12 protein-coding genes are annotated in these 13596 nt (G+C 34.5%); 6 read left to right on the forward strand and 6 right to left on the reverse strand.

Annotation, left to right across the window (positions count from 1 at the left end; genetic code table 11):
• The 6 genes from ISP71_06990 to ISP71_07015 form a co-directional block, all read right to left on the reverse strand.
• Positions 1-1336 (reverse strand): hypothetical protein (locus tag ISP71_06990; protein ID MBL6663830.1); only part of this gene is annotated, 1336 nt, incomplete at its 3' end.
• Between the two features lie 43 nt (positions 1337-1379).
• Complete coding sequence (locus tag ISP71_06995; GenBank protein MBL6663831.1) at positions 1380-3833, reverse strand: hypothetical protein; 2454 nt, start codon at positions 3831-3833, stop codon at positions 1380-1382.
• 35 nt (positions 3834-3868) lie between these two features.
• Entirely contained in the window at positions 3869-5146 is a 1278-nt protein-coding gene (locus ISP71_07000; GenBank protein ID MBL6663832.1) for an OmpA family protein, read from the reverse strand.
• 36 nt (positions 5147-5182) lie between these two features.
• Entirely contained in the window at positions 5183-5686 is a 504-nt protein-coding gene (locus ISP71_07005; protein MBL6663833.1) for a T9SS type A sorting domain-containing protein, read from the reverse strand.
• Between the two features lie 50 nt (positions 5687-5736).
• Positions 5737-6510: a response regulator transcription factor gene (locus ISP71_07010; protein ID MBL6663834.1), complete on the reverse strand. Its 774-nt coding sequence runs from the start codon at positions 6508-6510 to the stop codon at positions 5737-5739.
• Positions 6510-7709, reverse strand: a complete 1200-nt coding sequence (locus ISP71_07015; GenBank protein MBL6663835.1) for a histidine kinase — start codon at positions 7707-7709, stop codon at positions 6510-6512. The genes ISP71_07010 and ISP71_07015 overlap by 1 nt, the downstream gene beginning before the upstream one ends.
• A gap of 132 nt (positions 7710-7841) precedes the next feature.
• Between ISP71_07015 and hemH the strand changes: the two genes are divergently transcribed.
• Genes hemH through hemF form a run of 6 tightly spaced genes read left to right on the forward strand, consistent with a single transcriptional unit; the run spans position 7842 to position 13592 of the window.
• Positions 7842-8858 (forward strand): ferrochelatase, encoded by a 1017-nt coding sequence (gene hemH / locus ISP71_07020; GenBank protein ID MBL6663836.1) that lies wholly within the window; start codon positions 7842-7844, stop codon positions 8856-8858.
• Between the two features lie 4 nt (positions 8859-8862).
• A complete protein-coding gene (gene hemA / locus ISP71_07025) occupies positions 8863-10086 on the forward strand; it encodes a glutamyl-tRNA reductase (GenBank protein ID MBL6663837.1) in 1224 nt (407 codons plus the stop codon).
• Entirely contained in the window at positions 10087-11001 is a 915-nt protein-coding gene (gene hemC / locus ISP71_07030) for a hydroxymethylbilane synthase (GenBank protein MBL6663838.1), read from the forward strand. It begins immediately after the preceding gene.
• Positions 10985-11647 (forward strand): uroporphyrinogen-III synthase, encoded by a 663-nt coding sequence (locus ISP71_07035; GenBank protein MBL6663839.1) that lies wholly within the window; start codon positions 10985-10987, stop codon positions 11645-11647. The genes hemC and ISP71_07035 overlap by 17 nt, the downstream gene beginning before the upstream one ends.
• Positions 11644-12684, forward strand: coding sequence for a uroporphyrinogen decarboxylase (hemE, locus tag ISP71_07040; GenBank protein MBL6663840.1), 1041 nt, complete (start codon positions 11644-11646; stop codon positions 12682-12684). The genes ISP71_07035 and hemE overlap by 4 nt, the downstream gene beginning before the upstream one ends.
• Before the next feature lie 5 nt (positions 12685-12689).
• Positions 12690-13592 carry an oxygen-dependent coproporphyrinogen oxidase gene (hemF, locus tag ISP71_07045; protein MBL6663841.1) on the forward strand — a complete coding sequence of 301 codons (903 nt, stop codon included), beginning with the start codon at positions 12690-12692 and terminating at the stop codon, positions 13590-13592.
• Positions 13593-13596 lie beyond the last annotated feature (4 nt).

Genomic DNA, 13596 nt, shown 5'->3' on the forward strand with positions numbered 1-13596 from the left:
CCTCTAAATACAAAGTGTCATTAGAAAATGTCAACTGTTGGTCGTCCGTGCCTAAGTCAGAAAGTGAAACCGCATTACCATCTTCTATACGTAAACTATCGCCGTCTATATTGATGTTTTGGTCGTCAGTTCCCATCAAGCCACTCAAATCCACTTCACCGCCATCCTCTAAATACAAAGTGTCATTAGAAAATGTCAACTGTTGGTCGTCCGTGCCTAAGTCAGAAAGTGCCACCGCATTACCATCTTCTATGCGTAAACTATCGCCGTCTATATTGATGTTTTGGTCATCAGTCCCCATCAAGCCACTCAAATCCACTTCGCCACCATCCTCTAAGTATAAAGTATCGTTAGAAAAAGTCAATTGCTGATCATCTGATCCTACGGCTTCTCCCAAATTGACAAAAGTGGTGTCTTGAAAATCATTAAGTACCATCACCAAGGAATCACCTTGAGAATAAACCGTATCAAAATCAAAAGCTAAAGCTGATAAATCTACCGTAACAGAATCTCCTCGTTCTATGTCTATAGTTAGGACATTATCGGTTAGTGTAGCGTAAGTTAAACCTTGGTTATCTGTGCCTAAATCAGAAAGTGCCACCGCATTACCATTTTCTATACGTAAACTATCGCCATCTATATTTATGTTTTGGTCGTCAGTTCCTACGGCTTCTCCTAAATCCACAAAAGTAGTGTCTTGAAAATTATCAAGTACTATGACTAAACTATCTCCTTGAGAATAGACTGTATCAAAATCAAAAATTAAAGAAGATAAATCTACAGCTCCTCCTTGTGTTAAAAATAATGAATCATTCTGAAAACTTAGGGTTTGTATTTCGTTCGTTGAATCCTGGTCGTTATCGTTTATTGGTCCTAAATACACTCCATTGCCATTGGAAATATATAAAGTGTCATTAGATACGCTTAATACTTGACCATCGGTATTGGTCATAGGAATCCAATGACCAGCATCAGCATTAAAAGGATGAGTATTTCTGTAGTAATAAAAGCCTGGATAAATCGAGTCTCCACCAACTGCAGAAATCCCTGTTCCTGTATTGAACACAATAAAACCATCCCATCTATTTGTAAAATTTGCCAAACCATAAGGTCCAGTTGAACCTAGCGTAAAAGTAAAAATAGTTAAGTCTGTTCTTGGAAATACTATACCTTTAGCAACATTAGCTGAAAAGTTCCAAGTTGGAGTACTACTAGCGTCTAAAAAAGCTGAACTTTCGTTCAATGAACCTTCATTTAAATTGTTGTTTAACCTTACTTGGGCTTTCGAAATAACTGCTATAGAAACAATTATTAATATAAAAACAATCTTTCTCATTTTCCTAGCTATATTTGTTTATAATTTAAATTCAACCTAACAATCATTGACTTCCTTTCATCAACCATACATTTCCCGTAGAAACAACTGAATTACTATTACCTGACCACACATTTTGAACTATTCCTAATACACCACCTGAGTCGCCAGTATGCTTTAAAAATTGTAAAACTGATGTCCCATTATTCGTTTCTTCAGCAAAAACAATTACACGACCTGGGCAAGATGCTGGATCTGGTAGAGTAACATTTATAGGATTTTGACCTCCTTGAAAAACTACGAACTCATCAGTATCTAAAACTGTATATGTATTTTCAGATGAATAAGTTACAGGCATATACTTGTAATGAGATACCTTTTTCAAATCACCGTTAGCATCAACTACTAATAATGAATCTGTTACTACACCATTTGGTATACTATCAATTCTAACTTGTCCATTGACGTGCAAGGCTTGTTGTGGAGAAGTCGTGCCTATACCGACCTTACCTGTTCTACCGATATCTGAATTTTGATCTTCACCATTTACTCCCCAAGCATCACCATCACTACCACCACCAGATGCAGTGTTTATAATAGTAGTATCTTGAAATTTATTAGTCACTATAACCACCGAGTCATTAGTGGTATAAATGGTGTCGAAAGCATTTACTAAATCGGATAAATCCACTGCTCCACCATTCTCCAAGAAAAGAGAGTCGTTAGCAAATGATATTTGCTGATCATCCGTACCTTTCAATGTTGATAAGTCCACTGCACCGCCACCCAAGGATAGAAATAAACTATCGTTTGCTAGAGTAATATTTTGAATTTCATTGAAAATGTCACCATCAACTTCAGTTGCATTCAAAGCGGATAAATCCACAAAGCCACCGTCCTCCAAATACAAGGTGTCATTATTAAAGCTTAATTGTTGGTCATCCGATTGGGTTGCTGATAAATCTACTTTGGCAGTGTCGTTAAAACTGTTATAAACAGCATATAATGTATCGTTTTTAGAATAGATAGTATCTAATCCAGTAGCTAGTGATGATAAATCAACCGTCTCACTCGTCCCGTTGCTAATACCAATAGTCAATACATTATTCATAAAGCTAGAACCTGAAATGTTTTGCTTATCATTATCAAAAGCAGATAAATCAATAACATTAGTTCCGTTATCAATAGTTAAATTAGTACCATTCAATTGTAAGTCCTGATTATCTGTACCTGTACCATCTTGCAAGGAAGATAAATCCACAGAATTAGCGTTGTCAATAGATAAACTGGTACCACTTAATGTTAATTGCTGATTATCTGTACCTGTACCATCTTGCAAGGAAGATAAATCCACAGAATTCCCATTGTCAATAGATAAACTAGTGCCACTTAATGTTAATTGCTGATTATCTGTACCTGTACCATCTTGCAAGGAAGATAAATCCACAGAATTCCCATTGTCAATAGATAAACTAGTGCCACTTAATGTTAATTGTTGGTTATCTGTATTATTACCAGCTATTAATGATAAATCAATAACATTAGTTCCGTTATCAATAGATAAATTAGTTCCATTCAATTGTAAGTCCTGATTATCTGTACCCGTACCATCTTGCAAGGAAGATAAATCCACAGAATTCCCATTGTCAATAGATAAACTAGTACCACTTAATGTTAATTGTTGGTTATCCGTACCTGTACCATCTTGTAGGGCTGCTAAATTCACAAAATTACCCCCAGATATACTCAAAACCGTAGTGCCTGAAACTAATTCTAAAGTTTGATTATCGGTTCCTGTACCATCTTGCAAGGAAGATAAATCTACAGAGTTCCCATTATCAATACTCAAATCTGTACCGTTTAAAGTTAATTGTTGGTTATCTGTTCCAGTACCATCTTGAAATTGAGTTAAATCAATGGTATTAGTACCATTGGTAATACCCAATAAATTACCCGTAAGTGTTAAATCCTGCTGATCGGTATCATCCTTATATTCCCCTAAAAATACTTTACCTCCATTCGATAAGAAAAGCGTGTCGTCAGAAAAACTAATAGCTTGAGTTTCATTATTTGGGTCTAAATCTTTATCTAAGGAAAGGTGTTGAGAAATTAAACTAAAAAGCGGCTTTCTTTCTTCTAGAACTTCAAAGTTAGTTCCCGTAGCTGTAAAATCTATATAGACATCTAACCATTTATCCTTACCATCCCATATAATGTCATCAAAGGTTTGAAACTCAGGATCTCCCCATCCTATTACTAAGTTTACCATACCAAACCTGTCGGTATATACACTTCTGTGAATTTCAACGAATTCATCGCCATCGTCATTATAGATTTTAAATCTGAAGGCTAACTCTTGTGAGGCTAACAATTCGTCTTCAACATTTTCTCCAGGCAATTGCTGACCCTGATTGCTTAAAATAACAGCCTGATAACTTATTCCTGGGGATTGAGCTAATAGCTGCACAGAAAATAGACTAATAAAAATAAGAGTTAAAAATTGGGCTAATTGTTTCATGTCTAAAAGGATTTTTGGGGTTTTACTTTACACGTTTATTTTTTAATGATTGTTATTTCTACTCTCCTATTAAATAGGAAATTATATTTATCAAATTTGGATGTTGAACCTAAATAGTCAACAGTAATTCTATCTTTAGAAACGCCTTCTTTTATCAAAAAGTCCCTTACTCGTTCAGCTCTCTTTTTTGATAAATTAACATTGTAGTCGCTTGAGCCAATAATATCAGCATAGCCTACCAGTGCTAAAGAATTATTGGGGTTCTCTTTCATCAAATCGGCCAATGCTTTGAGTTCAACTTTGAACACATCATAGAATTGACTCTTAGCAAATGGAAAGAGAATTAATCGCTTATTTTCATCTAATTCAAAATCAGTACTAGAATTTGTTTTGGGACTTTGTTCAAGTGCTAACAATTGCTCATTCATTTGCTCTAATTCATGAGAATTTTTAGCTACTTTTCTATCCATATCGTTGTAGTCAGCTAATAACTTTCTTATCTTATCGGCAGTAGCCTGTTCTGAAGAATCACCCTTTTCCATCTGATCTATCATTTTCTCGGCCAAATCCTCAAATGTTTTTTCCTTTTTATGACGATTCGTTATTGCTGGTAAATCAACCATTAAGGCAACAGCAAAGACATTGGTATTAAAATTGTAACGCTCAAACTTGCCATCGGGAGCTTGTTCTTCTAATTCTAATCCTTTTTTAATACGGTATGAAAATTGAAGCGTTGAATAGGGAGAAACTTTTTTCCTTATAGCTCCACCATAGTTAATATCCGTACTAGAATTATCGAAATTTTCGTACTCCTTCAAGTCAACAAATCGACTGTTTCTTTCTTGGAATCCCGCCATCAGCCAGTTAAAATAATAGCCCCCTTGAGCCAAGATAGACCATTCTTTATCAGTCTTACCAAACTTGAACAACCTTAAGTTAAGCCCTAATTCTGCAGTAATAAAATCAAAGTCGTAATGCACAAAGCTTTCCGTCATACCAGACAAAAAATAGGCTTTTACATCATTGTTGTTATTAGCCAAGCCAATATGAAATTCGAGATTATCAAAATTGGCAGGTGCAATACCCAACCCTACGGCATATTTTTCTTTAGGACTATTGGTCATATCTGTAATCAAAGATTGTTCATCTCTAGAATCTAAATATTGAAACTTCGTAAAATTCAATCCTCCTTCCACACTAAAGTAATTCCATTGCAAACCTTTTTTTGTCTCTTCCCCATCTTCGTTTTCTTGCCCAAAACTCCAAAAGACACATAGCGAAAATATCGCTAAGAGTAAGTTTTTCAAATTCATAGTTTTATTTAAGTTTTTTTTTCTGACTAATTTATTTTATCGCTGTTTATTTATCTGAACGACACGCTGTCTGTCTCCAACACTAACTCGCAAGAAGTAAGTTCCTTGAGCATGGTGACGAACATCAAAAATGACAAATTGCTGTTCTTTGTAAGATTGTCTATCAACAAGCCTGCCTCTGTAGTCATATAAAGTAACATACATATTGCCTTTGTAGGGCTTTTCTAAATCTATATGTAACTCATCAATTACTGGATTTGGATAAACACCTAAACCTATAGGGTCTGGTCTTCTACTAAGTTTAGCTAATAAAAAAGGTTGAATAAAGCCTTGTCTTGCCACAAAATCACTTTCAAAAACTGTACCTGCTGGACTAGCTTGACCAAAGCTTTGTTGAAGTAAATAATTCTTGTCACCAACACTAACACTTTGTGAAGAACCCGCAGCTGAAGTAGTTGAACGCATCAAATAAGGCGATTTCTGTTGTGCAAAGGATGTAGTGAAGTGAAATAATAATGAAAAGAGTATAATTTTTTTCATGTGCAATTAAGTAAATGGTTTTAAAGTTGATGTAAAGATAAATCTTTTTTCTAAATATTCAACCATTTTCTAAAACTATTCGCTCTTGTTTGACTAACCACGTATTCCTCCTCATTGTCTCCCAACATAACTACAATCAACTTTCCTTTAAAAAAAGGCTTAACCTTATTAATATAATCTAGATTTATTATCATCTTACGATTTATTCTAAAAAATCTCTTGGGATTTAATTCTTCTTCAAGTTTGCCTAAAGAATCATATGAAGAGTATCGCTCTCCATCTTTAGTGACTACATAAGATAATTTATCTGATGAATAAAGGTATTTTATATTTTTAACAATAACTAAATTATACTTGTTGCCCATTTTGAGTAAAAAACGCTCTTTATATATCTTATCATCATTAGCCTTTAAATCTTTAATGAACTTTATCAACTTTTCATTGTCAGTGTCTCTTTCATAATATTTTTTTAATTCATAAAAAAAAGTCAAACTATCAAAAATTTTCTTTTTAGTAATTGGCTTTAATAAATAATCAATACTATTAGTTTTAAATGCTTTTTGCCAATACTCATGATAAGAGGTCGTAAAAATAATTGGACATAAAATCTCACTATCTTCAAAAATTTCGAAACATAAGCCATCATTTAATTCGATATCACTAAAAATTAAATCGGGCATATCATTTTTAGAAAAATACTCAAGTCCTTCCTCTACACTCGAAATTATAGCCACAACCCTAACTTTAGAGGCGTCATAGGCTTCAATATATTTTTTCATATTTTCGGCTATACTTGGGCCGTCTTCAATAACAACTACATCCATTATTCAGTTTTTTGTTTTTTAATTAGCGGGATTTGAACTTCAAAAGAATCAGAACTTTTAATGACATTAATTGAGTAATCTCCAATCAATTGATACCTTTGACTTATACTATCTAACCCCATACCTGTAGAAAATCTAGATTTTTTGAGCATTAAATTATTCTCTACTACTAAGTATTCTTTTTTATAGACATATATGTTTATGTTCAACGGATTATTGTTGGTGTATTTATTATGCTTCAGAGCATTTTCTACTAACATCTGGACACTCATAGGAGGAACAAATAGTTTTTGATAGTTTTTTGATACATCTACATTATAACTTATCGAATTTTCACCATAATTAGATTTGGAAATCGAAACATAATCATCTACAAAAGCTAATTCATTTTTTAAGTCAACTAAAACATCATCACTAACTGAAAGCACATAGCGATATGAATTTGAAAATGTTGACAAAAAATCTATAGCTTTATTTTTGTCAATTTCTATTAATGATATTAAAGTACTCAGAGAATTAAACATAAAATGTGGGGCTAACTGATTTTTCAATAATTTGGTTTGACTTTTGATATTTTCAATTTCTAATAAATGTGTCTTAGTCATTTCTTGAATTAATTTGTCTAAAAAATATCCTGCTTCAAATAATAATATCACAGCTAAAGTGAGCGACATACCCACAAACATATTGTTGTAAATGTAATTTGCAAAATCATCTAATTGTAGTATTGCAGCATACCACACAATTAGGAAGAATAACATCAGAATTGAATTTAATAATAATTGTAGAATAACTCTTCTTACAAGAATTAGCGAGTAACCCTCTATATTTTTTCTTTTAAAAAATCTTTTCTTGGAATAAACCAATAGTCTTACATTAATTTCAAAGATAAAATAAACAACAGGTAAAGTATATAAAGATGGATTTTTAGAAAAAAAGGTTTGTGTGAAATTATCATCAGGAATCATGTGAGTAACGTAAGGAAACAAAAAACCAGCAAAAGGAACAAACAACATCCTAAACCAATAATCATTTCCTAGATGTAAAAATCTTAACTTCATAAAAATTCTCCTTGTGCGAAAAGTCAAAACTAACCTCAATAGGTTTCGAACAGATGAAAATGAAATTGATTCGTCAATAAAAAGACACTGTTCATCGGCATAAAAAAAGCTTTCATCTAAACAATCGCTATGATTCATCGAATTTAACGTAAGAAAAACCCGCTAAAGATTGCTCACAATTTAAAAAATATAGAGCTTTAAAGCAAATTTAAGGAGAGCTTAGTAATATATATTGCTTAAATTTGCAGTTGTATTTTAAATACGTTTTGTATGCATAAAAAGAAGGCGGTTTTATTAGTTAATCTTGGCACCCCCGATAGCACTAAAACAAGTGATGTTAGAAGCTATCTTTTTCAGTTTCTTAATGACAAAAGAGTCATTGATATACCCTGGTTGCTTAGAAAAATATTGGTCAACGGTATTATTGTTCCATTTAGAGCACCAAAATCTGCTAAAGTTTATAAAGAATTGTGGACAGAAAGAGGTTCTCCGATTATATATCACACTGATGATTTGACCGAAAAATTGAAGCACGAGCTAGGGGATAGTTATCACGTGGAATATGCAATGCGATATAAAAACCCTTCTCTTAAAAAAATATTACAAAGCTGGGAAGGTAAAAATTTTGAGCAAATCATCATACTCCCCCTATTTCCACACTATGCATCAGCCACTAATGGTTCTGTCATTGAGGAGGCTATGGATGTTATAAAAAAATGGTGGGTTATTCCTGAGATTAGCTTTGTTAGTCAATTTTATGACCAAGAATTTTATCTAAAAGGATTTGAAGAACAAGGTAACAAGCACAATTTCGACGAATATGACCATGTCTTATTTAGTTTTCACGGCTTACCAGAAAGGCATGTGGATAAAGTGTATGATGAGGGGTTATGTCAAGATAACGATTGTGAACATGGTGTTACTGAAGCCAACCAATTTTGCTATAAAGCTACCTGTTATGAAACAGCAATACAATTGGCTAAACGATTTAAGCTCAAAGAATCTGATTATAGCGTAGGTTTTCAATCCAGATTAGGTAAAGGTTGGATAGAACCTTTTTCTGACAAATTAATAGAAGATTTAGGCAAAAAAGGAGCTAAAAAAATACTCGTTTTTTCTCCTGCATTTGTTGCCGATTGCCTTGAGACAACCATAGAAATTGGTGATGAATACCAAGAGTTGTTTGAAGAATTTGGTGGGGAAAAAGTTCAACTTGTAGAAAGTCTTAATTCCTCAGATACATTCGTCAATGGATTAAAAGAAATGATAATTAAACGAAGTGTGTAATTGCATGTCAAACTCATTTTATAGCATAGGTATCAGTCATTGGAATTGTCCATTAGAAATAAGAGAACAATTCAGTATTGACCAACAACAATCCATTGATTTTATCTCTGATATAAAAGCACTTGGAGGGTCGGCATTTACCATATCAACATGCAATCGCACCCAAGTATTTGCCAACAATATCAATATTCATCAGCTCAAAGAAAAGTTTATACAATACAGCGGTAATCAAAAAGACAACTTCGAAAAGTACGGTTTTATCCTTCAAGGTGATGAGGCTATTCAAAATTTATTTGAAGTCAGTACAGGTATAGACTCTCAAATATTAGGCGATTTGCAAATCTTTTCACAAGTCAAAGAGGGCGTAGAAATTGCTAAAAACAACGATTGTATAAATAGCCATATGGATAGGCTTTTGCAATTTGTATTTCAAGCTAATAAGGAAGTTCAATCGTTTACAACCATTAGCAAAGGAGCTGCCTCTGTTGCTCATGCTGCTGTTCTTAAAATCAGACAAAAAACTGAACACTTGCGTAAAGACAAAAAAATTCTAGTTTTTGGTACTGGTGAAATAGGACAACGTACGTTGGAAAATCTGAATAGCCAAACTAAAGCTCAAATAATTATTATCAATAGAACACTAGAAAAGGCTCAAGAGATTGCAAAAACTCAAAAAGTAAACTATGCTCCTCTAGAGACTCTAGTTCAAGAAATCGCAAAAGCTGATGTTGTAGTGGTTGCTACAAGCTCAAAAGAATACACCATAAATGAGGACCATATTCCTAATTTAAACTCAGAAAAATTGTTTATTGATTTATCTGTTCCTAGAAATATAGACCCAAAACTTGCTTCAAATCAATACATTGAATTGGTCGATATGGATCAGCTCAATGCTGAAGCTGACAAAACACTAGATAAGAGGAAAAAAGATATACCGAAAGCAAAAACTATCATCAACCTTCACAAATTAGAGTTTGAAGATTGGTCAAAGCTGCATAATTTAGGTCCAACAATCAAAAATCTGAAGATGACATTTGAAGAAATGAAAAATTCAGAAATTGAGAAATATAAGGGGCAATATCAACAAGACGAATTGGAACGCATAAAACCTCTTATCGATAGTATCGTTAAAAAAATATCTAGCAAAAACATTGAGTATCTTCGTAACAGATATCGTGTTGACGAAGATATATTGGAAGTTATGCGAGAAATGTATAAAATCAATTAGATGCACATTAAAATTGGTAGTCGTAAAAGTAAATTAGCCCTATGGCAAACTCATCACGTTGCCGATAGACTAACAGAACTTGGTCACACCTATGAACTAGTACTCATAGAGTCGGAAGGCGACAAAGTACTTGACACCCCACTACCACTAATGGGTGGAAAAGGTGTTTTTACCAAAGCTCTGGACGATGTAATTCTTAATAAAACAATAGACATTGCTGTTCACTCATTTAAAGATATCCCTACTGTACTAGAGCCAAATTTGGAAGTATGTGCTATCCTAAAAAGAGAAAATCCAACAGACGCTCTCGTATGTCGCAAGGACTTGGACTTCCTTAATAATAACTCTGCCGTAATTGCTACTAGTAGCAATAGAAGAAAAGCACAATGGCTAAACAAATACCCTCACCACAAAATGGTGGATATAAGAGGGAATGTTCCTACTCGTATTCAAAAACTTAAAGACAGTCAATGGGACGCCACCATACTCGCCAGTGCAGGACTTATTCGATTAGGTCTTGAACACGAAATAGAGCAAGAATTATCGTGGATGGTATCTGCACCAGCACAAGGAGCAGTAGCGATCATTTGTCATACAGAAAATGAATCCATCAAAAGTATAGCCAACGAACTTAATGATGAAAACACAGCACTTTGCACGAGCATAGAACGGTCATTTTTAAATATACTAAACGGAGGTTGTTCAGCACCAGTCGGCGCTCATGTGACTCTTTCAGAGAATACACTTTTCTTCGAGGGGGTTGTAGTAAGCACTGATGGTAAAGAAAAAATTACAATTTCCTTAAAAGATGACAAAGCTAACGGACTTCATTTAGCTCAAAGAGCTGCCCAAGAAGCACTTAATAAAGGTGCTCAAAAACTGATTGAATCAGCAAAAAATGAAAAGTACAGCTAAACATCTTCTTTTTCTTAATGACTTATCAGAACAGACATTAAAAGAACTGAATTCAGACAAGAAACTGAAAGTGTCTTGCGATGGACTTATTCAGATATCAGAAATACCATTTGACAAAGGAGAATTAGACCAAAATAAAACTTGGGTTTTTACTAGTAGAAATGCCGTTGAAATTATTTTAAAGAATAAAATTCCCTTATCCCATTCGATATATGCTGTTGGAGAAAAAACAGCCAGTTTATTACCCTCAGCCACAATTCCAAAAATAGCCTCTGCCCTTGAAGTCGCTAAACTGATAATTAAGGAACAATTAGATGAAGTTATTTTTATCTGTGGAAACAGAAGACGAGATGACTTACCTGACCTTTTAAAATCACATGCTATTAAGCTAAAAGAAGTCGTTGTTTATGAGAGCAAAAATCTTAATAAAACCGTAAATTTGCAATCTATTGACGGCTTAGCTTTTATGAGTCCTAGCTCGGTTTATTCACTAGCTCAAAATGGTGGCTTTATGAATTTACCATGTTTTGCTATAGGACCCACAACAGCCCAAGCACTAAATAATGAAGGACAAAAATGCATAATAAGTAAGTCCACTACGCCACAAAGCCTAGTAGATATTGCTAAACACTATTTTAATCAATGAAACACGATTTTCCAGAACTAAAGAATGACTTATTGCTAAGAGCACTAAATGGCGAAAAGGTAGAGAGACCTCCTGTATGGATGATGCGTCAAGCTGGACGATTCCTACCCGACTATCGCGTTTTGAGAGAAAAGTATTCTTTCTTCGAACGTTGCGAAACACCAGAGTTAGTTTCAGAGATTACGATTATGCCTATTGACCAAGTCGGTACAGATGCAGCTATATTATTTTCTGACATCTTGGTTGTTCCTCAAGCCCTAGGTTATGAAGTGCAAATGATTGCAGGTAAAGGTCCATATCTTCCTCAAACGGTAAATAACCTAAAGGATGCTGAGGCAATACAAGTACCTGATGTGCACGAAAAATTAGGTTATGTGATGGACGCTGTTACATTAACACGCCAAGATTTAAACGGAAAAGTTCCGTTGATAGGCTTTGCTGGCGCGCCATTTACAATACTATGTTATATGGTTCAAGGTCAAGGTTCAAAAGATTTTTCTCAGGCCAAAGCATTTTGTCATTCGCAAAGAGATGCTGCACATCTTCTACTTCAAAAAATTACCGATACTACCATAGCTTACCTCAACGCACAAATTGAAGCCGGTGCTCAAGCCGTTCAACTGTTTGATTCATGGGCTGGACTGCTTTCACCCAAAGATTTTCAAGAGTTTGCATTACCTTATATAAAGCAAATCGTTGACAACATTAGTGGCGCACCAACCATAGTATTTGCCAAAGGCGCGTGGTATGCAATAAAAGACTTAGTCAATTTAGGCACCAATGCCATTGGTGTGGATTGGGCACTTACACCACAAGAGGCTAGAAAATTAGCTGGTCCTAACATTACTCTACAAGGTAATTTTGACCCTGCCTGGTTATTCGCTCCACATAGTGAAATAGAACGACTTGCTAAAGAAATGGTTGATGGCTTTGGAAAAGACAGATACATCGCTAATTTAGGGCACGGAATACTGCCTACAGTTCCAGTTGAAAATGCTAAAGTGTTTATTAATGCTATAAAAAACTACTCTGCATAATGTCCATCAAAGCAATTTTCGAAGCACATATTTTTGACTTGCAAAATCGAATATGCAAAGGCTTAGAACATGCTGATACTCTAGGCCAATTCGTTGAAGACCAATGGCAAAGAGATGGTGGTGGCGGTGGTAAAACACGAATCCTCAATAATGGAAAGGTCATAGAAAAAGGTGGAGTAAACGTATCCGTTGTTCATGGCGAGTTACCTGATTTATTCAAAGAAAAATTTAAAGTTGATGAGGCTACATTTTATGCCTGTGGATTATCTCTAGTTATTCATCCTAAAAGCCCAAAAGTACCAACTGTACATGCCAATTGGCGTTATTTTGAGATGTACGATAAGGCTGGTAACATTAAAACTGCATGGTTTGGCGGTGGCACAGACCTTACCCCCTACTATCTTGATGAAGAAGATGCTAAACATTTTCATCAAGTCAATAAAAAAGTTTGTGATAAGCACGACCCATCATACTACCCTAACTTTAAGAAAGAGTGTGACGCTTATTTTTACAACTCACACCGAGATGAGTGTCGAGGCATAGGAGGAATTTTCTTCGATTATCAGAAAGAAAATGACCACAAAAGCATCCAAGAAATAATGAATTTCAGCATAGATTCAGGCAACGCCTTTTTAGAAGCTTACCTACCAATAGTAGAAAAGCACAAGAATAAAAGCTACACTCAAGAAGAAAAAGTTTGGCAAGAAATACGTAGAGGGCGTTATGTAGAATTTAATCTATTGCACGATAGAGGAACACACTTCGGGATTAAAACAAAAGGAAGGACAGAATCCATTCTTATGAGTCTACCATCTACCGTAAGGTGGGAATACAACCACAAACCAAAATCGGGAAGTGCTGAAGAACAACTTATTGAAGTATTAAAAAACCCAGTAGATTGGGCTTAAATCA

Source organism: Flavobacteriales bacterium (genome assembly GCA_016779995.1).
Classification (GTDB): domain Bacteria; phylum Bacteroidota; class Bacteroidia; order Flavobacteriales; family UBA7312; genus UBA8444.